The sequence below is a fragment of the Natrinema sp. CGMCC1.2065 genome (genome assembly GCF_051225675.1).
GTDB lineage: Archaea > Halobacteriota > Halobacteria > Halobacteriales > Natrialbaceae > Natrinema > Natrinema thermotolerans.
In genome coordinates this window covers 122,716-144,516 of record NZ_JBPJSJ010000004.1, presented here as the reverse complement: position 1 = coordinate 144,516, position 21,801 = coordinate 122,716, and the positions used below count along the sequence as shown (strand labels likewise).

At 58.0% G+C, this 21,801-nt stretch carries 17 protein-coding genes and 3 pseudogenes; 14 read left to right on the top strand and 6 right to left on the bottom strand.

The window, feature by feature from the left end; genetic code table 11:
- The first annotated feature begins 135 nt into the window (after positions 1–135).
- Positions 136–1,260, top strand: a complete 1,125-nt coding sequence (locus ACSBP4_RS06760; RefSeq protein WP_006648223.1) for an acyl-CoA dehydrogenase family protein — start codon at positions 136–138, stop codon at positions 1,258–1,260.
- Positions 1,261–1,269: 9 nt separating this feature from the next.
- Here ACSBP4_RS06760 and ACSBP4_RS06755 read toward each other — a convergent pair whose 3' ends face one another.
- Positions 1,270–2,133 carry a 3-hydroxyacyl-CoA dehydrogenase family protein gene (locus ACSBP4_RS06755; RefSeq protein WP_435551720.1) on the bottom strand — a complete coding sequence of 288 codons (864 nt, stop codon included), beginning with the start codon at positions 2,131–2,133 and terminating at the stop codon, positions 1,270–1,272.
- 130 nt (positions 2,134–2,263) lie between these two features.
- Here ACSBP4_RS06755 and ACSBP4_RS06750 point away from each other — a divergent pair, with 130 nt between their 5' ends.
- Positions 2,264–3,430, top strand: a complete 1,167-nt coding sequence (locus ACSBP4_RS06750; RefSeq protein ID WP_435551719.1) for a thiolase C-terminal domain-containing protein — start codon at positions 2,264–2,266, stop codon at positions 3,428–3,430.
- Positions 3,430–3,816 (top strand): Zn-ribbon domain-containing OB-fold protein, encoded by a 387-nt coding sequence (locus ACSBP4_RS06745; protein WP_006648220.1) that lies wholly within the window; start codon positions 3,430–3,432, stop codon positions 3,814–3,816. The genes ACSBP4_RS06750 and ACSBP4_RS06745 overlap by 1 nt, the downstream gene beginning before the upstream one ends.
- Before the next feature lie 48 nt (positions 3,817–3,864).
- On the opposite strand, the gene ACSBP4_RS06740 is transcribed toward ACSBP4_RS06745, so the two are convergent.
- On the bottom strand, positions 3,865–5,502 hold the full coding sequence (locus ACSBP4_RS06740; protein ID WP_435551718.1) for an acyl-CoA synthetase: 1,638 nt from the start codon (positions 5,500–5,502) through the stop codon (positions 3,865–3,867).
- Positions 5,503–5,689: 187 nt separating this feature from the next.
- Between ACSBP4_RS06740 and ACSBP4_RS06735 the strand changes: the two genes are divergently transcribed.
- Both ACSBP4_RS06735 and ACSBP4_RS06730 read left to right on the top strand, forming a co-directional pair.
- Entirely contained in the window at positions 5,690–7,387 is a 1,698-nt protein-coding gene (locus tag ACSBP4_RS06735; protein ID WP_049967077.1) for an acyl-CoA mutase large subunit family protein, read from the top strand.
- A 131-nt stretch (positions 7,388–7,518) separates the two neighbouring features.
- Positions 7,519–7,935: a cobalamin B12-binding domain-containing protein gene (locus ACSBP4_RS06730; RefSeq protein WP_435551717.1), complete on the top strand. Its 417-nt coding sequence runs from the start codon at positions 7,519–7,521 to the stop codon at positions 7,933–7,935.
- A gap of 716 nt (positions 7,936–8,651) precedes the next feature.
- On the opposite strand, the gene ACSBP4_RS06725 is transcribed toward ACSBP4_RS06730, so the two are convergent.
- The 3 genes and pseudogenes from ACSBP4_RS06725 to ACSBP4_RS06715 all read right to left on the bottom strand — a co-directional run.
- Complete coding sequence (locus tag ACSBP4_RS06725) at positions 8,652–9,002, bottom strand: hypothetical protein (protein WP_435551716.1); 351 nt, start codon at positions 9,000–9,002, stop codon at positions 8,652–8,654.
- A gap of 320 nt (positions 9,003–9,322) precedes the next feature.
- Positions 9,323–10,753, bottom strand: coding sequence for a S8 family peptidase (locus ACSBP4_RS06720; RefSeq protein ID WP_435551715.1), 1,431 nt, complete (start codon positions 10,751–10,753; stop codon positions 9,323–9,325).
- 345 nt (positions 10,754–11,098) lie between these two features.
- Positions 11,099–11,320 (bottom strand): annotated as a pseudogene (locus ACSBP4_RS06715) (cell division control protein Cdc6); the annotation flags it as partial.
- Positions 11,321–11,322: 2 nt separating this feature from the next.
- Here ACSBP4_RS06715 and ACSBP4_RS06710 point away from each other — a divergent pair.
- The 4 genes and pseudogenes from ACSBP4_RS06710 to ACSBP4_RS06695 form a co-directional block, all read left to right on the top strand.
- Positions 11,323–11,498: pseudogene (locus ACSBP4_RS06710) on the top strand (helix-turn-helix transcriptional regulator); the annotation flags it as partial.
- Positions 11,499–11,673: 175 nt separating this feature from the next.
- Positions 11,674–12,291: a peptide-methionine (S)-S-oxide reductase MsrA gene (locus ACSBP4_RS06705; RefSeq protein WP_435551714.1), complete on the top strand. Its 618-nt coding sequence runs from the start codon at positions 11,674–11,676 to the stop codon at positions 12,289–12,291.
- Positions 12,292–12,431: 140 nt separating this feature from the next.
- A pseudogene (locus ACSBP4_RS06700) lies at positions 12,432–12,674 on the top strand (DUF1810 family protein).
- A 317-nt stretch (positions 12,675–12,991) separates the two neighbouring features.
- Positions 12,992–14,695, top strand: coding sequence for a thiamine pyrophosphate-binding protein (locus tag ACSBP4_RS06695; RefSeq protein ID WP_435551713.1), 1,704 nt, complete (start codon positions 12,992–12,994; stop codon positions 14,693–14,695).
- 87 nt (positions 14,696–14,782) lie between these two features.
- Here ACSBP4_RS06695 and ACSBP4_RS06690 read toward each other — a convergent pair whose 3' ends face one another.
- Positions 14,783–16,210 (bottom strand): FAD-binding oxidoreductase, encoded by a 1,428-nt coding sequence (locus tag ACSBP4_RS06690; protein ID WP_435551712.1) that lies wholly within the window; start codon positions 16,208–16,210, stop codon positions 14,783–14,785.
- 200 nt (positions 16,211–16,410) lie between these two features.
- Here ACSBP4_RS06690 and ACSBP4_RS06685 point away from each other — a divergent pair, with 200 nt between their 5' ends.
- The 5 genes from ACSBP4_RS06685 (at position 16,411) to ACSBP4_RS06665 (ending at position 21,753) form a co-directional block, all read left to right on the top strand.
- The gene (locus ACSBP4_RS06685; protein ID WP_435551711.1) at positions 16,411–16,701 is read left to right on the top strand and encodes a DUF1450 domain-containing protein; all 291 of its coding nucleotides are present in this window, start codon (positions 16,411–16,413) and stop codon (positions 16,699–16,701) included.
- A complete protein-coding gene (locus ACSBP4_RS06680; protein WP_435551710.1) occupies positions 16,694–18,295 on the top strand; it encodes a sulfatase in 1,602 nt (533 codons plus the stop codon). Before ACSBP4_RS06685 ends, ACSBP4_RS06680 begins: the two co-directional genes overlap by 8 nt.
- A gap of 73 nt (positions 18,296–18,368) precedes the next feature.
- The gene (locus tag ACSBP4_RS06675) at positions 18,369–19,052 is read left to right on the top strand and encodes a helix-turn-helix domain-containing protein (protein ID WP_435551709.1); all 684 of its coding nucleotides are present in this window, start codon (positions 18,369–18,371) and stop codon (positions 19,050–19,052) included.
- Positions 19,053–19,183: 131 nt separating this feature from the next.
- The gene (locus tag ACSBP4_RS06670; protein ID WP_435551708.1) at positions 19,184–20,395 is read left to right on the top strand and encodes an alkyl sulfatase dimerization domain-containing protein; all 1,212 of its coding nucleotides are present in this window, start codon (positions 19,184–19,186) and stop codon (positions 20,393–20,395) included.
- Positions 20,396–20,397: 2 nt separating this feature from the next.
- Positions 20,398–21,753 (top strand): APC family permease, encoded by a 1,356-nt coding sequence (locus tag ACSBP4_RS06665; protein ID WP_435551707.1) that lies wholly within the window; start codon positions 20,398–20,400, stop codon positions 21,751–21,753.
- Positions 21,754–21,801: the final 48 nt, after the last annotated feature.

Genomic DNA, 21,801 nt, shown 5'->3' with positions numbered 1-21,801 from the left:
TCCCTCTCGCGGGAGCCGCTACTTTTACTTACCTATCTCCGCGCCACGCCACTGTAGCAAGCGCTCGTACCGGTATCGACGGCGTTCTCACAGCGGAATCGTACGCTTTACTATCCCGCCCACGAATCAGCGTGTATGGAGCTAACAGACAACCAGCAACTGATACAGGACACCGTTCGGGAGTTCGTCGAGAAGGAAGTCGCCGACACGGTCGACGAACACGACGCGGCCCAGACGTTTCCGGAAGACGTCTGGGACGGGCTCGCGGAACTCGATCTGACCGGGCTCACGGTCCCTGAAGAGTACGGTGGGTTCGACGCCGACAAAGTGACCTACAGCATCGTCAACGAAGAGATTGCGCGGGGGCATCTGGCAGTTGCGACGGCGCTGTCGGTCCACTGTCTGGCCACCTCGTGTATCCGCCAGTTCGGCACCGACGAACACAAAGAGGAGTGGCTGCCGAAGATGGTCGACGGTCGCCCCGTCGGCGCGTTCGCGCTCTCGGAACCCGACGCCGGCTCGAACCCGGCCGAGATGAGTACCGAGGCCCGCCTCGAGGACGGCGAATACGTCATCAACGGGAAGAAACAGTGGATCACGAACGGCAAACGTGCGGGCGTCGTTATCCTGTTCGCGAAGACCGACCGCGACGATCCCGACACCGTGACTCAGTTTCTGGTGCCCAAGGACACGCCCGGCCTCGAGATCGGCAAGAAAGAGGACAAGCTCGGGCTGCGTGCCAGCGACACCACGACACTGCTCTTCGACGATGTGCGGATCCCCGAGGAGAATCGCCTGACCGAAGTCGGTGACGGGCTCAAGGCCGCGTTCTCGATCCTGACCGGTGGCCGGATCGCGATCGCCAGTCAGGCCGTCGGCGTCGCCCAGGCGGCCCTCGACGCTGCCGTAAGCTACGCCAACGAACGCGAACAGTTCGGCGAGCCGATCAGCAACCATCAGGCGATCGCCCACAAGCTCGCGGACATGCAGACGGACGTTCAGGCCGCACGCCTGCTGACACGTGACGCCGCCCGGAAAAACGACGGTGGCCTCGATCCGCAGGCAGCGAGTATGGCGAAGTACTTCGCCAGCGAGACGGCGGTCGACGTCGCAAACGAGGCGGTACAGGTCCACGGCGGCTACGGCTACACCAAGGACTTCGACGTCGAGCGCTACTACCGCGACGCCAAGATCACCACGATCTACGAGGGGACCTCCGAAATACAAAAGGAGGTTATCGCACGGCACCTGACCGAGTAACGCGACGCGTTACTCGTATTCGTAGAAACCGCGTCCAGTCTTCTTGCCGAGATCTCCCGCTTCGACCTTGCGCTTGAGGAGATAGGCCGGCTTGTACCGATCACCTAACTCCCCGTGGAGCGTCTCGGAGGCATGGAGACAGACGTCGAGGCCGATGTGGTCGGCCAGCGTCAGCGGTCCCATCGGCACGTTGGTCCCGAGTTCCATTCCCGTGTCGATGTCGTCCTTCGAGGCGACGCCCTCGTCGTAGGCCCGGATCCCTTCGTTGATCCAGGGCATCAGGATCCGGTTGGTGACGAAGCCGGGCTTGTCGTCGGCCTCCCAGGTCGTCTTCCCGAGATCTTCGGCGAATTCGTGTGCCAGCGCGGTGACGTCGTCGTCGGTCTTCTCGCCGACGACGATCTCGACGCCCTCCATCACCGGGACGGGATTCATGAAGTGCAGCCCGACGACGGCCGCCGGTCGCTCGGTCGCGCTCGCGATCGAGGTAATCGAGAGCGTACTCGTGTTCGTCGCGAGGACGGCGTCGTCGCGACAGGTTTCATCGAGATCGGCGAAGATGTCGCGTTTGATCTCGAGGTTCTCGACGGCAGCCTCGACGACGACATCGCAGTCCGCGAGGTCCTCGAGGTCGGTCGTGCCGGTGATCCGGTCGCGGGCCGCGTCGGCTTCGTCTTCGGTCAGAGCGTCTCTGCTGACGAGTTGACCGAGACTGTCGTCGATCGTCTCGAAACCACTGTCGACGAACTCCTGTTCGACGTCGCGCATGACGACGTCGTAGCCTGCCGTTGCGGCGACCTGTGCGATACCACTGCCCATCGTGCCAGCGCCGACGACGCCGACACGGTCGATCGTCTCTACGTCTGCAACCATCATTCCGTGGTGGTCGGACTGTCGTAGTAAATGTCCCGACTCTCGTCAGTGGCGGAACCGACGGTCACAACCACCGGCCGTCGTCCGACACAGCTATACCGTACGAACTGATATGTGACGGTGATAACTAATGACACAGGTGCAACTCGCCGGCACAGGCATGACGACGTTTGGCTCCCACCCCGATCGGACGGGCAGGGACATGTTCGCAGACGCCGGGCTCGCCGCTCTCGAGGACGCCGGCGTCCCGGCCGGGGACGTCGACGAACTCTTCTACGGCAACTTCGTCGGCACCCTCTCGGAAGGGCAGGGTCATCAGGGGCCGCTCATGGCGGAGGCACTCGGCACGACCGTCCCATCGCGACGGATCGAAAGCGCCTGTGCCTCGAGCGGGCTCGCGGTCCACGACGCCGTGCGTGCGATCCGAAGCGGCGAGTCCGATGTCGTCGTTGCTGGTGGTATGGAGCGGATGACGAACATGGGCACGGCCGGGGCGACGAAAGGGCTGGCCAGTGCGGCCGACGATCTCTATGAAGTCCGGTCGGGTGTCACCTTCCCCGGCGCGTACGCGCTGATGGCTCGGGCCTACTTCGACGAGTACGGCGGCACCCACGAGGATCTGGCCCATATCGCGGTCAAAAACCACGACAACGCACTCGCCAACGACCACGCCCATCTCCGACAGGAGATCACGGTCGCGGACGCACTCGATGCACCCGAGATCGCGTCCCCGTTTACCCTGTACGACGCCTGTCCGATCAGCGACGGGGCGGCCGCGATCGTCTTGACCACCCCCGAATACGCCGCGGAACACGACCTCGAGGCCGACGTGGCGATCACGGGTGCCGGCCACGGCGGCGATACGATGGCGCTGCACGATCGTCAGTCGCTCTCGAAGACGCCTGCAACCCGCGACGCGGCAGTGGACGCCTACGACGACGCCGGCATCGAACCCAGCGATATCTCCGTCGCGGAGGTTCACGACTGCTTTACGATCGCCGAAGTCCTCGCCCTCGAGGGACTCGGCCTCTACAGTCACGGCGAGGCGATCGGGGCAGCCCGCCGCGGCGAGACGCGCCGTGACGGCGAGTTGCCGGTGAACCTCTCCGGCGGCCTGAAAGCGAAGGGGCATCCGGTCGGCGCAACCGGGGCCGCCCAGGTGGCTGCCATCGCGACGCTGCTCGACGGCACCCATCCGCGAGCCGACGCCGTCGACGACGCCACGGTCGGCGTCGCCCAGAACGCTGGTGGGACCGTCGCCAGTGCGACCGTTCACGTTCTGGAGGTGATGGAGTGATGACGGACGTGACCAACGGCGAGTACGACGCGTTCCTCGAGGCGCTTGCAGCGGGCGAGGGCTACTACCGCAGCTGCGAGAACGGGCACGGCCTGCTGCCACCACGGCGTGCCTGCCCGCACTGTGGCGATCGCAATCTCACGGAGCGGGACCTCCCGTCGGCCGGCGAGATCGTCACGCACACGACCGTGTCCGTCCCGACGCCGCAGTTCGAAGACGACGCCCCCTACGTCACCGCCGTCGTCGACTTCGGCGGCGTCCGACTCACGGGAGTCGTGCGAGGCATCGATCAAACGGCCGTCGAAATCGGTGACCGCGTCACCGCGACCGTCGAATCCAACGAGACTGACGGCGAGCGGACGATCGTTTTCCGTCCGGCAGAATAACGGAGCCAATTCGCGCTACGAACCCCACTCCAGCGGGCGTCGACCCGGCTACAGGCCGTGTTTCTGCTGCTCTTCTTTGCGGAGTTCGACGCGGCGGATCTTCCCGCTCGAGGTCTTGGGGAGTTCGTCGGTGAACTCGATCCGGCGGGGGTACTTGTAGGGGGCCGTCTCTTCTTTCATGAACGACTGTAAGTCGTCTTTCAGTTCGTCGGTGCCCTCGTGGCCCTCGGCGAGGATCACGTAGGCCTTGACGACGCTGCCGCGTTCTTCGTGTGGACTGTCGACGACGGCGGCCTCGGCGACGGCATCGTGGGTGACGAGGGCGTCCTCGACCTCGAAGGGACCGATGCGATAGCCCGACGAGATGATGATATCGTCGGCCCGGCCTTCGAAAAAGAAGTAGCCGTCCTCATCGCGGGAGGCGAGGTCGCCCGTGCGGTAGTAGTCGCCGGAGAGTTTCTGCTCGTCGAGGTTCGGTTTCTCGTAGTAGCCGTCGAAGATCGCCGGCGAGTCGACCGGCACGGCGATCTCACCGATCTCGCCGGGCTCGACCGTTTCCTCGTCGTCGACGTCGATGATCGTCGCGCCGACACCGGGCGTCGGCTTGCCCATGCTGCCGGGTTTGACGTCGATTCCGGGGTAGTTCGTCACCAAGGCAACGGTCTCGGTCTGGCCGTAGCCGTCACGCGGGGTCACGCCCCAAGCGTCCTGAATGCGCTCGATCGGCTCACGGTTGAGTGGCTCGCCCGCCGAAAGCGCGTCGTTGAGGGTGACATCGTAGTCCTCGAGGTCGGCGTTGGCGAACATCCGGTACTGGGTCGGGACGGCACAGAGCTTGGTGACCCCTTCCGCTTCCATGATCTCGAGGAACGTGTCGGGCTCGAACTCGCCGTCGTAGATGAGTTGGGTCGCGCCCGTCGTCAGGCCGACGCCGACCGGGCTCCAGAACCACTTCGCCCAGCCGGTCCCCGTGGTGGCCCACAGCAGTTCGTCCTCGAGGTCGGTGTCCTCGTCGACGCCCCACCAGTAGGGGGCGTTGATCCGGTTGAAACAGTACTGCCAGCGGTGTTTATGCAACACCGGTTTGGGCTGGCCGGTCGTTCCGCTGGTGTAATTGATGGTCATCGGATCCTCGGCAGCCAACTCGGGGCCGTCGTAGTCGGTCGACTCCTCGGCCATGACGTCCGCGACCGTCGTCCATCCCTCGCCCTGCAGGTCGTCTTCGGAACCGTCGAGGACGATGACCCGCTCGAGTGGGGTCTCCTCGAGTACCGGTTCGACCATGTCGGTCAGCGATTCGTGGACGACGATACTCGTCGCGGAACAGTCGTCGGCCCGGAACGCGATGTCTTTCGAGCGCAGCATCGACGAACAGGGGACCAGCAGCGAGCCGGTCGCCAGCGCACCGAGTTGGATCGCGAACGCGTCGGGATGGCGCGGGAACAGGTGCATCACCCGGTCGCCCTCGGTGACGCCGAGGGACTCGAGGCCGTTGGCAAAGCGGTTCATGTCGTCCCGGATATCGGCGTAGGTCCGTTCCTCACGGGCCCCCTCGTCGTCCAAGAACCGGACGGCGACGCGATCGCCGACCGAGTCGGCGTGGTCCGTGACGACCGACGTGATCGCATACGAATCCGGGATATCCCACTCGAAGCTGTCTGCTTCTGTAGTGTAATTAACACCCATACGCTGCCAATCAGAACGCGCAATCTTGAATCTTTTGTTACAATTGGTAATTTGTATCATCTATATACTCAATATCCATCGCATCCCCGGTGTCGGCCGCCGACTCCGGCCGTCGATCGTCACTCCTGCCGGAGAGTCGCCTCGAGCGGCACAACATTTTAGAAGAGTTGCATCTATACGCTAGACAATGTTCGACGAGCAAGAACTGGCGGAGATTTCCCAACAACGGGAGTCGTGGGAAGCGGAGACGCTCGATCCGTCGTTAGAACGCGGCGAGCGCAAAGAGCGATTCGCGACGGTCTCGAACCACGAGGTCGATCGCCTCTACACGCCCGAAGACATCGCCGACCTCGAGTTCGACGAGGACCTCGGGTTCCCCGGTGAGCCACCGTACACGCGGGGGCCGTATCCGACGATGTACCGCGGGCGCACGTGGACGATGCGCCAGTTCGCCGGGTTCGGGACCGCAGAGGAAACCAACGAACGCTTTCATTACTTGATCGACGAGGGCCAGACCGGGCTCTCGACGGCGTTCGACATGCCGTCGCTGATGGGGATCGACTCGGATCATCCAATGAGCGAAGGCGAGGTCGGCAAGGAGGGTGTCGCCGTCGACACGCTCCGGGACATGGAAATCCTGTTCGACGGCATCGACATCGATGACGTGTCGACCTCGTTTACGATCAACCCGTCGGCAGCGGTCATCTACGCGATGTACATCGCGCTGGCCGACCAGCAGGGTGTCCCCCGTGACGAAGTCCGGGGGACCCTCCAGAACGACATGCTGAAGGAGTTCATCGCGCAGAAAGAGTGGGTCATCCCGCCGGAGCCCTCCCTCGAGATCGTCACTGACACGATCGAGTTCGCCGTCGAGGAGACGCCGAAATTCCACCCGGTCTCGATCTCGGGCTATCACATCCGGGAGGCCGGCTCGACCGCGGCCCAGGAGGCCGCCTTTACGCTCGCCGACGGCTTCGCCTACGTCGAGGACTGTCTCGAGCGCGGACTCGACGTCGACGAGTTCGGCCCGTTGCTGTCGTTTTTCTTCAACTCACACAACTCCATCTTCGAGGAGGTCGCGAAGTTCCGGGCCTCACGCCGTGTCTATGCCCGCCTGATGGAGGAGTGGTACGGCGCGGACGAGCCCGAATCCAAGCGTATGAAGTTCCACACCCAGACGGCGGGTCAATCGCTGACGGCCCAGCAGCCACTGAACAACATCGTCCGGGTGACGATTCAGGCGCTGGCAGGCGTCTTCGGCGGGACCCAGTCGTTGCACACCAACAGCTTCGACGAGGCGCTGGCGCTGCCAAGCGAGAAGGCAGTCCGCGTCGCCTTGCGGACCCAGCAGATAATCGCCGAGGAATCCGGCGCGGCCGATATCGTCGACCCCATGGGCGGCTCCTTCGCCATCGAGAAACTCACAAACGAGATGGAAGCCGAGATCATGGACTATCTCGAGGAGATCAAAGCAATGGGCGACGGCTCGATCCGCGACGGCGTCCTCGAGGGCATCAACCAGGGCTACTATCACCGCGAGATTCAGGAAGCGAGCTACGAGTACCAGCAACGCGTCGAACGCGGCGAGGAAGTCGTCGTCGGCGTCAACGAGTACACCATCGAGGAAGACACTTCGCCGGAGCTGTTACACGTCGACGAAACGACGCGGGATCGCCAACTCGAGCGCTTAGAACAGGTCAAAGCCGACCGCGACGATGCGGCCGTCGATGCGACGCTCGAGGCGCTGTCGGACGCGATCGAACGCGAGGAGAACGTCATGCCGTACATCGTCGACGCCGTCAAGGCCTACGCGACGATGGGGGAGATCATGCAGGTCTTCGAAGACCACCACGGCGCGTATCGAGAGGAGATCAGCCCGGTCTGAGCCGGTCTCCCGTCAGACGTCGCTCCCCACCGATTCCCGAGCCCGTCGTTCCCCGGTCGGAAGCGCCGTTTCGACGGTCAAAACTTGGTGACTCCGATAGAAACATACGTTCCCCCTTCGAACCGGGATCCATGAGTATCGAGAACGATGAGCGGACGATTCGGTGTCTGGTTGCAAAGGTCGGTCTCGACGGCCACGACCGTGGCGCACACGTTATTTCCCGAGCGTTCCGTGACGCCGGCTTCGAGGTCATCTACTCCGGACTCCACAAAGCACCCGACGACATCGTCCAGGCTGCAGTGCAAGAAGACATCGACGTCCTCGGCATCTCGATTCTCTCCGGGGCGCACGATACGCTCGTCCCGAAAATCATGGACGGCCTCGAGGAATACGGCGCGAAAGCGGAGACGCTCGTACTCGTCGGCGGCGTGATTCCGGAAGAGGACCGCGACGAACTCGAAGCGGCGGGGGCTGCTGCGATCTTCGGTCCCGGAACGTCGATCGAAGAGACGATCGACTTTGTCCGTAAAAACGTCCCTGACCGGTAACCATGGATGGCGGTCGATCGCGATCACAGCGGGCATCTATCGATATGTTTGAACCACTCGGATAGTGGCTACAGGCTATGTTCAGATTGGCTGGTTCCAGCAATACGCGTAGCTCTGGAGCCAGGTTCGGCGGTTGCTAGTTCTGCATTTCTGAAGAGATATCCAAACTGGTAGGTCTAACTATTTACCTCTTGAAAGAGACGTTCAACAGTACTCCAATTTCCACGTGTCTCGTTTCGAAATCGGAGCCCGTGTCGGTGGAGTGCAGCGTGGAGCCAGGGGCCTGAACCGCCGAGAAACACAGCGTCTTCGACGTCGTCTTTCTCGCATAGTTCAGCGAGGAATTGGCTGATGAGTCCAGATTTCGCGTTGGAAAGAATCTAACGTGGAGGTTCATCGGTCTCGGAAGCAACAGCAGCGTACAGCCAGTACCGCTGATCGTCGAGTTGGATCACGGTTTCGTCGAGTGCGACGTGATCAGGCTGGGTACCATATGTCGGCTGTCGCTCGGCTTTTTGCATAGTTCTAGACGGTCGATCGTGCCCGTTTGACACCGAAACTATATAAGATATATACAGTATCCAAAAGTGATGATTGGCACAGCTGAAGTTGGATACTCAACTCTATCAGATCGTGTGACTTTCAGCGGCTACTATAGCTCCACTAGGGCGTTGGAATTCAAGCATGGACACCTCGAACCCCAACTGCCTCGTTCTTCAAACGCTACTCCGAACAGCGCCACCGACGTACGTCCGAAGACCGTCCGTCAGCGTCGGATCGTCGTCGAAGACACGCATGCGGAACGGGCGGTCGGCGGCATCGGCCGCCTGGAAGACGTACTCGGTCGTCCCGTCGCGATCGAACCCGAGAACTTCGCCGATCGCGAGGCCCTTCGCGTCCGGGTGCAGGTCGTCAGAATCGGCTGCCGAATCGGGGATCGGTGCCTCAGTGCTACTCTCGTCCGATTCGGCAGTCTTCTCTACGGTGTGTGAGGTATTACCACTGTCGGCTGCGTTGCCAATGGACGTGTCGCCGTCGGTCGCAGCCTCGAGGAGTGCTGCATACACGACACATGTCGGACACCAGATATTCTCGGTCACGGTAGCAAGAACAGAGACTGGGAACTACTTCCCGTATCGCACTCGTGGTGCGGAGTCTACAGCGGTTCAATTTTACGTACGAATCCAAGACTGGGAAGCAGTTCAGGAATCAATACCCTCGATTTGATCCATCTCGAGTATACTCGCGAAAATCAAACACGTGATCGTTGCTTCTACCCGGCCGCCAAAATAATACTCGAGATAGAGAACGAATGACCAAAGGCAGAACTGGAGGCCGACGTCAGCATGCATCTGGCGACGGATGACCTAAAAAAGGCTAATTCGCGTTACTTCGCGGCTTTGATCAGACGCTCGAGGTCGAGATGACCATCGCCGTGGTATAACTCGCCTTCCTCGGGCATGGTTGCAGTATCTTTGATCAGACGCTCAACCTCTTCGACACCTGCATCGGGGCGGAGCGACCGGACAAGTGCGACTGCAGCTGTCACCTGCGGTGCCGCCATCGATGTACCTGCCTTCCACCCGTAGCCAGGGACGACATTCCCCTGTTCATCCGTCGAAATGACCGTCGAATAGACGAGGTCATTGTACGCGTCGGGGTTCTCCGAAAGCTCCTCCACATCTGCGTTCCCACCGGCGGCACTCACGTCGACGGCACTCCCGTAGTTCGTGTAGAAAGCTGGCTGGGTCGTTGGCTCCTCCAGCCGGTTCTCCGTCAGCCACTTCTCCTCGTTGTCACTATGTTTGTCTCCCCAGCCGACGCCGATCGGACCGGTCGCGCTCACCCCGAAGATACCCTCAACCTCCGTCGGGAGGCTGAGGATGTTCTCCGTGTCCATGTTCAGGCCATCGTTGCCAGCGGAATTGACGATGAGCATTCCCTTCTCGCGGACGGCTTTCGCCGTCCGGCGGTACGCGTCTCTGATACCTATGAGCCACGGGTACTCCTCCGGATCGACGTACGGTTCCGGGTAGCCGACGCTGTAGTTCGCGGCGTCGCAGCCGACCTCTGCGGCGTAGAGAAACGCGGCCAGCGAATCGCTCGTGTAGTTTTCTTTCCGGGAGAACACTCGGAGTGAAACGATTTCCGTATCCGGTGCGGTCCCGAGGCCACCCCCCGCAGGACCGTCGTTGGAGTTCGTCGCTGCGATGATACCAGCGACGTGGGTGCCGTGATCGCCTGCACCGTTCGGCTCGAACCCGAGTCCATCGGTCGTGAAATTGGCTGATAGCTCCTCGTTCACGACGCCTTCGAGGTCCGGATGGTTCGGGGAAACCCCCGTGTCGACAACTGCGACGCGAGTTCCCTCTCCAGTGGTCGTATCATGGACGGATTTCCCATCGTCGGGCTTGTCGGTGTAGTCACCAACGTCCTGTACCCGTTTGTCCCACTGGTACTCGGTGTTCTTTGGCGGACCATCGTGATTATGGCTGTTGCTCCGCTCGTCAACGGAGGGACCCGACTGTTCCTTGACTGCTCCACCTTTGTCACCGCTCCAGTCAACCTTTATATCCGGCGTTGTCGCGGACGGCCCGCCGACCTTGCTCTCATCGCCTTGTGCAGCAAGCATATCGATTTCGGAAAGGTCGTGGATGATCTCTACGTCTTCGGGGACTTGCGCCCGTGAGACCTCTCGTAGGTCAATCAGGAATCGGGAGTCGGCTTTCTGTGCGCTGGCCGCTCCGGCCCCGAGTATCGTAGTACTAATCACCGCGCCCGTTGTTTGAAGGATCCTCCGTCTACTTTGGTTTGACATACCATGAACAATTATAATCACAAAAGTAATAAAACTATTTAATTATGGGGTTTTGATATATAGGCGATGAGATAGTTGACCTCTTTTGATGTTGGGACCATTTTGGACTAACTGGCAAAGAAGGCTCCGAACGGATAGCTACGCGACAGGCTGACCGATTACTTCCACCGCCACTCTCCAAAAAGACTTCCAGTACAATGATTTACTGGATTCATCCCCCTGTATTCAACACGTTGTTTCTGGCAACAACCGGAGACATAAATAGCCGATCCGGTACTACAATCCCCTGTACTTACTGCGAAGCTCACGACCAATTCTGGATAAAGAACCGCCTCTTCTCTACTTTCAAATGAGTCCGTTCTCCCGCGCGTTCTCCCAGAGAGACTCGAGATCGATCTCGAGCGTCGATAGCGCCGCGTCCAGCGGCACGTGTTCGTCGCTCATATGGCGGTCAACCTCGTACTCGTAGTAAATCTCGCCGGCGCGCCCCTCGTTTTGCTTCGTCCGATTGAGAATGCCGAGCATCGACAGTTCGGCGAGGTGGTTGTGGAACGCCCACCCACCAAGTGATCCACCACGGCCGCCTGTATCCGAACCTCGATGAGGTCGTTGAGAAAGGACTCGTGTAGAAAGGAGTGCCGATCAGCGGACGAACTTCTATACACTGACTACCCGCAGTCGACGTGAATTCGAAGCACGTCGAGAGTGGGAACAGCAGGACACCGACGAGTTACTCTCGGAATAGCCGCACCCAAACTACCTGCCTCTGATAAATACCAGCTGGATCATCTGAATGTGTTGTCTGAATGATGGGAGGAGGTTCAACTGGCGATTCCAGACGGAATGGCTGCACGGATCCAAGTATGAGTCAGGGTTAACTGTTCCTGTCCCCGAGAGAAGCTACTGGTTGATCCCCGCCTATGATGCTTACCCCACCACTCATCTCCGAATTCGATTCGAAGGCACCTGAAAACACTGAGACAGCGACGTTTGGACTCGGATGTTTCTGGGGGCCTGATGCGGCAGTCAGTACAATAGATGGCGTTATTCGTACGCGAGTCGGATATGCAGGAGGAACAAAGCCCGACCCCTCCTACGAGGTCATCGGTGATCATACCGAGGTCGTTCAGGTGGAGTACGATCCTGACCAGCTATGGTTTGAAAATCTTCTCGAGTGGGCGTTCTCGGAACACCAGCCCTCCCGTCAGCCCACCAAACGTCAGTACCAGAACATCGTCTTCACCGAAACGGACAACCAGTACGAACAACTGCAGGCGTTCTTGGATGAGAGCGAGTTCGATCAGGAGCGACTCGAGACGCGGTTTGAAGAGCTTGACGAGTTCTATGTCGCGGAGGACTACCATCAGAAGTTTCAGCTCCGGGGGAAACGCTGGATCACCGACGTTTTCGACGAAGCAAACTACGATGCTGAAGCAGTCAGGGAGTCGCCGGCAGCGGCGAAATTAAATGCTCACGCTGCGGGCTACGACGTGGATGTCCCCTTCCTGCAGCAGCCCTACGATCGACAGTCAAGGTGACCCCTGTACCCATCTGGAATCTTCAGTAGAAAATTCGGTCCTGAAGCGGGCCAAGCCAGTTGCAGTTGAGTAGAGAAAAGCTCCGGATAATTCACCGGGTGCTTTAACACTGCAATGCCGCAAGAATTGAATTACAGAGGATGACAGGCACTGATGATCCATATGATCTACAGCGGTTTGTTGAAGCTCAGAATCCCGTAATAGAAGATGTCAAGGAAGAACTGCGATCGGGCCGCAAACGCACTCACTAGATGTGGTACGTTTTTCCGCAGATGGAGGGACTCGGTCAGAGTCAGATGGCACAGCGCTACGCGATTTCGTCACAGGATGAGGCTGAAGCATATCTATCGCACTCGATACTTGGCTCGCGACTGCGTGAATGAACAGAGATCGTGAACCGCCTCGGGGTCAAGCCCCGGGGCATTCGCCTTGACCGCCTGTAAACGATGGCCGAGTCGATTCCCCAGTCAACGCCGTCGCATTGATTTCGAACTCGGTGAGATTATTGGATACTTGTTTTCGCTACGATTGTGGTGACTGTGATCGTTATCCACTGTTTAGCTGTTCTTAACTCTCTCTGTTGGTATTTCGGGTTACACACCGATTCGCGACCCTAGTGTTAGAATACCACCCTACTTAAATTTCTTCTAAAGACTAGGACGACATATTTCGGTGAAACAGATAGAGTACGTCTGTCCCAATGTCTGACTGTTATACTGGTGCAGACCTGTTCGTTGACGCGCTGGCGGAATACGGCGTCAAACACGTCTTTGGAAATCCGGGAACAACTGAACTCCCTGTAATGAAAGCACTGGGGGAGTGCGGGGCTGACACCGAGTACGTCCTCGCATTGCATGAAGATATCGCGGTCGGCATGGCATCAGGCTATGCGAGTACGCGGCGATATCATAGCCATCATAACTCCGAAATCAACCCTGTTGGTGTAGCAAACCTTCATATCACGCCGGGCCTTGCCCATGGAATCGGCAACCTATATGCTGCAAAGTGGGCAGGAACACCACTGGTTGTCACTGCGGGTAACCACGAGCGAGACTTTCGCCACGAGGAGCCACTATTGACGGGAGACCTCAAACGGATGGTCGACCAGTTTTGCAAGTACTCCGATGAGGTACTCTCCGTTGACGCGCTCCCGACAATGCTGCGGCGGGCATTCCGAGTAGCTCTTACGCCACCGACTGGTCCAGTCTTCCTCGGACTACCTGTCGACGTCATGATGGACGAAACCAGCCCAGAGGAGATTGAACCTCTCGGTCGGATTCCCAATGCCGGGCGCGGCGATCCCACACAGGTCGAGCGAGCGGCAGACCTGCTCGCTGATGCCGAGGAACCGTTACTGGTAGTCGGAGACCATGTCGCACGGTCCGGGTTCGAGGCTGTCGATGCTGCAGTTGAGTTCGCCGAGGTCTGCGGCGCGCGTGTTCACGGTGAGATTCTCGCTTGTGAGGTGAACTTTCCGACTGGCCATGACCAGTGGATTTCCTATCTCCCACCGGACGAAGAACTGGCAAGCGTGCTGATGGACACCGACACCATTGTATTCGCAGGCTGTTCGACCAATACGACGTTGATGCGTCACGAGAGCAGCCTTGTTGACGAGGACACCACCTGTATCTATATTAGCAACGACACTTGGCAACTTGGCAAGAACCGACCCGCCGATGTCGCGATCGCCAGCGACCCTGAGCTTGCACTGAGCGAGTTGACAGCGTCCCTCCGGGACCGACTGCCCGATGAGACGAGAGATCAGCGTGTTCAGGCTGTCGAAGCGATGAAGGAATCGCTTGAGGGGACGATCCGGTCAATGGGCGAAGACGAGACACCGGAAGACAATTCCTACGCGTCGAAAGCAGAACTCGTCGACGTGATGAACTCGGTTGCACCAGACGCCTACATCGTCGACGAAAGCATCACCGCGAAGTATCCGCTCCTCACTCGTCGAGAGATGCAACCCGAAGGGATGATCTCCAATAAGGGGGGTGGTCTTGGATACGGACTGCCCGCATCAGCCGGCGCAGCAATAGCTGAAAGTATGCGAGAGAATCCCCGCGATGTTATCGGTTACATTGGTGATGGATCCTATCTATATTACCCGCAAACACTGTACACCGCTGCTCGAGAGAATCTCGATCTGACGGTCGTCGTCCCGGACAACAGTAACTACCGAATTTTGAAGGACAACACTATTTCGATGTTTGGGGGATCCGACGACGATCACGAGTATATTGGCATGGATATCGATCCGCCGGTCGATCTAGTGAAAAACGCCCAGAGTCACGGGGCACGTGCCGAACTGGTTGAGACACCCGCGGATATCGAACCTACACTCCAGAAGGCGCTCGATCATAACGGTCCCGACGTGCTGGACGTACTCGTTCACGACTAACGCTGCAAGCGTATCGTACGGTGAGGTCACCGTAGATGCTGTTTCACACAGGTAGCATCGATAGAACGACTACGAGGATAGTCTCGGCTAATCCTCGAGACCAACGTTGACACGGCCGTCTCTCTCAATCGTCTCAGGGAAGATCTTTCCGGGGTTAAGCGTGTCTCTCGGATCGAGAGCGCGTTTGACCGTACGCATTGCCTCAACGCTTTCTTCCCCGTGTTCCAGGGCCATGTACTTGCGTTTGCCTTGGCCGATGCCATGTTCGCCAGTCGCGGTTCCGCCCATCTCGATGGCCTGCTCAATTATTTCGTCGTAGACGGTGTGTCCGCGTGCGACCATCTCGGGGTCATTGGGATTGACCAGCGGCGAATAGTGAACGTTCCCGTCGCCCCCATGACCGAAGCAGAACAACGCTAGATCGTGTTCCGTCGCCAGATCCTTCGCGTAACGGATGATATCAGAATACTTGCTGATCGGAACAGTGATATCTCCGGGGTGGAGGGGTTTGAGGTTCGGGTCGTATGTCCGAGCAGCGTAGGCCAACTCCCGCCGCGCCGTCCAGAGAGTTTCCATCTCCGTGTCGTCATCACTCATTTCAAACTGCCGTACATCGTGTGACTCGAATATCGACTGGCAGAAGTCGATTTCATCCTCGACACCGTGATCAGCGTGAAACTCTAAAAACGTCATCGGAGAGTTTGGCAAGTCACTGCCGGTGTATTGGTTCGCCATCTTGGCACTCAGGGGATCGATGAATTCGATCTTTGCCACGTCGACGCCCGAGCGTACTACGTCAGACACTGCCTCAGTCGCATCATCCAGGGTCGGGAAGATTGCTCGGCCACCTCGGAACTGCTCGGGCAGGCCTGCAAGTTCCAGCGTTGCTCGAGTGATCACGCCGAGAGTGCCCTCGCTTCCGACCAACAGATCTCGAAGATTGTACCCGCTAGAACTCTTGACCGCCTTGCTCCCGGAGGTAATTATCGATCCATCTGCCAAGACTGCCTCTATCTCGAGTACCCAGTCGGAGATCTCACCATACTTGACCGTTTGCATCCCACTTGCATCGTTAGCTATCATCCCACCGATAGTTGAGATGTCTCCTGATGACGGCAAAGGTGGGAAGAACAATCCGTGTCCCTTTGCGGCGTCATCGATCGCCGATCCGAGTACACCAGGTTCAACGTCAATCTGGAGATCATCTGGCCGGACATCTACTATGGCATCCATACGCGTCATGTCCATGCTGATTCCTTCGAACGAAGGGACGGCGTTTCCTTCCAGACTTGTACCGGCAGCGTATGGTGTCACTGGGACGCCACGGTCGTTGGCGGCCGAAAGGACAGCTGCGACCTCCTCTGTCGACTCTGGCCAGACGACGACATCAGGGGTGACGCCTGTTCCGTTCTCTTTGGCAGCCCAGCCGGCTGCATGTTCTTCTCGTGTTGAGTCGTTAAACGACAGTCTGTCTTCGGGAACTACCTCCCGGAGGAACCCACAATCGTGAGACATACCTCCTCACTGGCCAGATCAGTGATTAAATCTGATTGGGCACATACGAAGTTCCTCATATACCCCTAGACAGCGGGGTAATTCACAATCAGTCGATAGTCGTTTCCAAGCCGAACCGACTCTCAAGATGGCAGACCGTATTTAAATGACTGGTCATACGGAGGAATTGTTGTTAGTCATCCGATTCTCAATTCCACTCCATGGCACAGGACGGAACAGGCGTCTCCAGAGGGGACAGAGCTGCTATCGAGGCCGAATCAGGCGTGGAGACGACACGCACGGACGTAGAGTGTTGTATCGATAACGTGGACGTCGACAGTTATCGGGCAATCAAGGACAGCAACCAGTCAGTCAATTTCCAATACTGTTTACAGCGGTGTGGAACCTGCTACAAGGAGCCGTTCTTCGTCATAGACGGTGACGTAGTCACTGGCACGGATCACTTGACGCTACTGAACACGTTGGATTCGGAGGGGAGCGGAGATGAGTGACCTGAACGTCCTGTTCATCTCAATCGATAGCCTCCGACGGGATATGCTCGGTGCCTACGAATCCCCATTCGACTGGGTCACGGAGATGGACGTGAAAACTCCGAATCTCGATCGGTTCGCTGAGAAAGCGATCACCTTTGATAACCACTACGCCGGAAGTCTCCCGTGTATGCCGGCTCGTCGCGAGTGGGACACCGGCATTCAGGAGTTTCCGTGGCGTGGCTGGGGGCCAATCGAGGCATACGACACGACACTCGCCGAAAAGGCTCGCAACGCTGGCGTATTGACGAAACTGATCACCGATCACTTCCATCTTTTCCAACATGGATCAAGTGGCTACTACGAGGATTATCACGGGTTCGAGTTCGTTCGCGGGCACGAAGATGACCTCTGGAAGACGCAGCCGTACGGGGCTGATGAAACCCTTCTACAACAAGTCGGATACGATCTCGATAATGATCCAGCAGAAACCAGTACGGAAGTAACAGATCCCGCAGCTAACCCAGACCACGTTCGCGATCCGTACGATTTAGAACAGTACCGACCTCGTTGGAAGTACGTTCGCAACGTTGCTGGATTCGATGATCAGACTGACTTCTTTGCCGCGAAGGTTTTCTCTAAAGCGGCTGGCTGGCTTCACGACAATACCGACTGGGATCAGTGGTTGCTCCGGATCGACGAGTTCGACGTACACGAACCGTTCCACTGTCCAGAGCCGTACGCTTCAATGTATACGGATAAAGACCCGCGTGATCCGGACTTACCAGTCTGGCCCTATTATGGACGGACCGACAAGGGCCAAGCAGCGCTCACCGACCGCGAACTAGCGTTCCTCCGCTCACAGTTCGCTGGAAAAGTTACGATGGCCGACAACTGGCTCGGCCAAGTATTCAATGAACTCGATGAACAAGAGCTATGGAACGAGACAGCCGTTATTATCACGTCTGATCATGGGTTCCTCCTCGGTGAACACGGTTGGATAGGGAAGATGAGTCCGGACTTCGATCTCGTCGCACAGACACCGCTGTTCGTCTGGCACCCAGATAGTGACCAGCCAGGAACAACCATTGAATCGCTGACATCGGCTGTTGATCTGCACGAGACAGTCCTCGATCTTTTAGGTGCTGAAACTGATACGGAGACACACAGCAAGAGTCTCCTACCGATCATCGAGGGAGAAACCACTCAGCACAGAGACTGGGCACTCTACGGCTGGTGGCACTCGGATATTAACATCACCGACGGGACACACACGTACATGGTGCCGATCCAGGAGGACGTCCCACTGTACAACTACTCAACAATGCAGATGAGCGCACAGAGTCCCTTCACCCCGACAGACGGCTACGAAGGGGCAGAGTCCGGACAGTTCCTCCCATACACCGATGCGTCGGTTTGGAAGCAGCAATATCCCTCAATGTCACTCGTCCGAAAGCCCAGATTGTACGATACCGATGCTGATCCAACGCAGTCGGAAAATATCGTGTCCGAATCGCCCTCGGTGAAAACGGAGATGGATGACCTGCTGCATGAGGCGCTCAACAACATGGCGGTGCCTGATGAGGTGTACGAACAGTACGGACTTGGCGAATGAGTCTCCCATGTGGCCGCTAGCGCTGAACCGAAACCGCCGGAGCGTTGATAGGAACCGCGAGTGAACGGGTAGTATGAGATACGCCACGTTCAGCGTCCGACATTCTGACGGGTGGCTACAACCGCTTGGCAAGGCATTTGCTCGTGCAGACGACATCACTCGCGTTGCGGTCCACTCACAGCGGTTGCTCAACGACGGGCAGGCTATCTACTTGTACGAACTTGTCGGCGATGTACGGACCGTCCGCGACATTCTCGATGAAACTGCTATCATCTCCAGTTACCAGGTGGTTCAGGGAAGAGAGTCGGTGTTCGCGTACATCCACTTCGAGCCGATGCCAACGGTCAAGGAACTTCTCCGGGGTCCGAAAGAGTATGGGCTGATCATTGACGGACCAGTTACTATCCGGGATGATGGGACGATGGAGATTACGCTCATCGGGGAGGAAAAAGACATCCAGCAGGCGTTCTCGTCGCCACCAGATGAACTTACGGTCACAGTCAAACGCATCGGTAACTACCACCCCGGTACACAGCAGTTGTTCACCGACCTGAGCGAGCGCCAACGTGAGGTTCTCCAAAAGGCCTATGAGCTCGGGTACTACCAGAAACCACGTCGCGTCACGTACGAAGATATCGCCAGCGAATTGGACTGTACACCGTCTAACGTTGGTGATATGTTGCGTCGAATCGAGAACACCATCATCAATGAGATAATGACATCTCACTTTGGTTCTGCGTCTAATAGTCTCAGCTAATTTCGTTTCAGTTCGGGGGATGCTATCACCCAGTATATAAACTACTCTCTATACGGAGGGATCAGAGTTAGTCACAGAACACCACACACAGTTGTGTGTCACGAACTAGCATTAGTCCATACGAGACCGAGATGTTTGTCGCGGAAAGCGAAGTAAACGAGGTCGCAAAGCGGACGTACCACTGTTCCGGATTCAGCGATGTGACGGCCTTCGAAACGGCCGAAGGGCTCCTCCTAGTCGACACCGGTCTCGCGGACGAATCAGAAGTGTTTGCTGATCTACTCCGACAGCACACGGATGCACCGGTCCACACCGCTATCTACACACATGGCCATCTAGACCACGCATTCGGTCTCGATGCGTACCTTCTCGACGGACAGGATGATCCGGAGGTAATCGCTCATCAAGCGATGCCTGCCCGGTTTGATCGCTACAAGCAGACTGTAGGACACAACGAAGCGATCAATAATCGTCAATTTGGTGGAACTGCGTCCGCGAGAAACGACGAAGTCGACGAAAGCCGATTCGGGTGGCCGGAACATCCGCCGACGACGCTGTACCGTGACGACCTCACGGTGGAGGTTGGCGACGTCACCTTCGAGATTCACCACGGGAAGGGAGAGACCGATGACCATAGCTGGCTGTACTGTCCTGACAGGGACGTACTGTGTACCGGCGACTTCTTTATTAGCGTCGCACCCAACGCTGGGAACCCACAGAAGGTCCAGCGCTATCCGTGGGCGTGGGCGGATACGCTCGAGGAGATGGCCGGGAAAAACGCTGCGACGCTCTGTCCCGGCCACGGGGCCCCAATCGTGGATGACGCCTCCGAGATCCGTCGGCGACTCCTTTCGGGAGCGGAGTATCTCGATACGATCGTCGAGCAAGCGCTTGACGCGCTCAACGACGGGTCACCCCCACACGTCGACATCGTCCACGAGGTTGACCTGCCAAACCCAGAAGAACCATGGCTAGATGAGGTCTATGATAACGGAGAGTTCATCGTCCGAAATGTCCTGCGATACTATGGCGGCTGGTGGTCGGGCCGGCCGAGCGAACTGAAACCTGCGACCCGAGAAGGACTCGCCGAGGAACTCACAAATCTGATCGGTGACGCAGAACAGGTGGCGATCCGGGCATCGAACCTCGCAGAAGCCGGCGACCACCGGCTTGCCGGTCACCTCGCTGATTTTGCGCTCGAATCCGCACCGGATAACGATGTGGTCCAAGCGAACGTCACGGAGGTGTACGAACAGCGAGCAGAGACAGAAACAGATCTGATGGCACAGAACATCTATTCCGCTGCTGCTGAATACGCGACAGAGGGGCGAAGGTTCCGCTGACAATGACCGGTGAACAGTTTGGACTTCGACACGGGTCGCTTTCAGTAGCCGGAGCGACAGCGCTAGTTGTCGGGAACGTCATCGGAATCAGTATCTTCACACTTCCAGGACCGCTCGCCGCAAGTGCTGGTCCAGCCGTCATTTTCGGGATCTTTCTCGCGGCGATTCCTCTAGTCTTCGGCATCACCATCACCTACCAACTCGGAAGCGCGATTCCAACGACTGGCGGAAACTATATTTATGCTTCCAGACTCGTCCACCCGTTTGCTGGCTTCCTGCTCCCGTGGCTGATTCTTCCCGGCGTGTGGGCCGGACTTCTGTTCATCGGCGTCGGATTCGCTGAGTACGTCGGTATCTTCGTCGCAATCCCGGACCTCGCTATTACCTATATCCTCCTCACGACGTTCCTGTTGCTGAATGTCTTGGGTATCCGGCCCCTCGCCCGGGTACAAACTCTTCTGGTCGGCGTGTTACTCACCAGCATGACCGTGTTTATCCTTCCTGGAATACTGGAGATTGAGCCGACCAACTATACTCCGTTGTTGCCGAATGGGATTTCACCGTTCGCACTCGCAATCGTCTCGCTGTATTTCCCGTTGCGTGGGTTCTCAATGATCGCGAACCTCGGCGGCGAACTTGAAAATCCCTCGAAATCGATCCCGCGAGTATTGTTGTATGCGGCTGTCATCTCGCTCACGCTGTTCGCCAGCTTAGTTACCGTCCTAGTCGGTGCTGTGAACTGGGCACAACTCGGTGGTGGAGAGGGCGCGGTCGTAATGGCAGCTCGGACATTCCTGCCCAGCCCACTTGTCGGACTAATCGCAATTGGCGCGGTCGTCGGTGGCCTCACCTCGATCAGCACCACCTACACCGGTTTCTCCCGTGCGCTAATGCGAGCAGCGAATGATGAAATCTTTCCAAAGATATTCTCCGCAGTCCATACCCGGTTCAAGACACCACACATTGCACTTCTAACACTCGGAATCCCGCCTCTGCTTTTCGCACCGCTCCAGCCGTCACCAGTTTATCTCTCGATTTTTCTCGCTATTGCGGTTCTTACCGTGAACTGTCTCAACGCGATTGCACTCTGGCGACTGCCCGCAGTCTTTCCTGACCGATATTCGAGCGCCGACATTACGCTGTCTCCACTCGTGCTTCGGACTGTCGCAATCGGGGGCGCACTCAGTTCAGTTGTCCTCATTGGGGTTACCAGCCTCAGGCTGCCAGCAATGATTGGTGTCATCGCTATCTACATACTCGCCGGCTATGCTGTTTTCCGGCTTCGAGTCAGACAACTTCATAAACGGGGAACCGATCTTCGAAGCGTAATGCGGTCGCTTGACGAGTCAACCGAGTGAACTACCCCACCCTACTCGCTCACGGCTGACGCCGTTCGCTCCTTGAGG

What these genes read in the sequence shown, in the direction of transcription:
- ACSBP4_RS06680 (WP_435551710.1), top strand. Translation starts at nt 16,694, where the DNA reads ATGAGTGACCTGAACGTCCTGTTCATCTCAATCGATAGCCTCCGACGG.
- ACSBP4_RS06720 (WP_435551715.1), bottom strand. Translation starts at nt 10,753, where the DNA reads ATGTCAAACCAAAGTAGACGGAGGATCCTTCAAACAACGGGCGCGGTG.
- ACSBP4_RS06750 (WP_435551719.1), top strand. Translation starts at nt 2,264, where the DNA reads ATGACACAGGTGCAACTCGCCGGCACAGGCATGACGACGTTTGGCTCC.
- ACSBP4_RS06760 (WP_006648223.1), top strand. Translation starts at nt 136, where the DNA reads ATGGAGCTAACAGACAACCAGCAACTGATACAGGACACCGTTCGGGAG.
- ACSBP4_RS06690 (WP_435551712.1), bottom strand. Translation starts at nt 16,210, where the DNA reads ATGTCTCACGATTGTGGGTTCCTCCGGGAGGTAGTTCCCGAAGACAGA.
- ACSBP4_RS06730 (WP_435551717.1), top strand. Translation starts at nt 7,519, where the DNA reads ATGAGTATCGAGAACGATGAGCGGACGATTCGGTGTCTGGTTGCAAAG.
- ACSBP4_RS06695 (WP_435551713.1), top strand. Translation starts at nt 12,992, where the DNA reads ATGTCTGACTGTTATACTGGTGCAGACCTGTTCGTTGACGCGCTGGCG.
- ACSBP4_RS06665 (WP_435551707.1), top strand. Translation starts at nt 20,398, where the DNA reads ATGACCGGTGAACAGTTTGGACTTCGACACGGGTCGCTTTCAGTAGCC.
- ACSBP4_RS06705 (WP_435551714.1), top strand. Translation starts at nt 11,674, where the DNA reads ATGATGCTTACCCCACCACTCATCTCCGAATTCGATTCGAAGGCACCT.
- ACSBP4_RS06755 (WP_435551720.1), bottom strand. Translation starts at nt 2,133, where the DNA reads ATGGTTGCAGACGTAGAGACGATCGACCGTGTCGGCGTCGTCGGCGCT.
- ACSBP4_RS06670 (WP_435551708.1), top strand. Translation starts at nt 19,184, where the DNA reads ATGTTTGTCGCGGAAAGCGAAGTAAACGAGGTCGCAAAGCGGACGTAC.
- ACSBP4_RS06685 (WP_435551711.1), top strand. Translation starts at nt 16,411, where the DNA reads ATGGCACAGGACGGAACAGGCGTCTCCAGAGGGGACAGAGCTGCTATC.
- ACSBP4_RS06745 (WP_006648220.1), top strand. Translation starts at nt 3,430, where the DNA reads ATGACGGACGTGACCAACGGCGAGTACGACGCGTTCCTCGAGGCGCTT.
- ACSBP4_RS06675 (WP_435551709.1), top strand. Translation starts at nt 18,369, where the DNA reads ATGAGATACGCCACGTTCAGCGTCCGACATTCTGACGGGTGGCTACAA.
- ACSBP4_RS06740 (WP_435551718.1), bottom strand. Translation starts at nt 5,502, where the DNA reads ATGGGTGTTAATTACACTACAGAAGCAGACAGCTTCGAGTGGGATATC.
- ACSBP4_RS06735 (WP_049967077.1), top strand. Translation starts at nt 5,690, where the DNA reads ATGTTCGACGAGCAAGAACTGGCGGAGATTTCCCAACAACGGGAGTCG.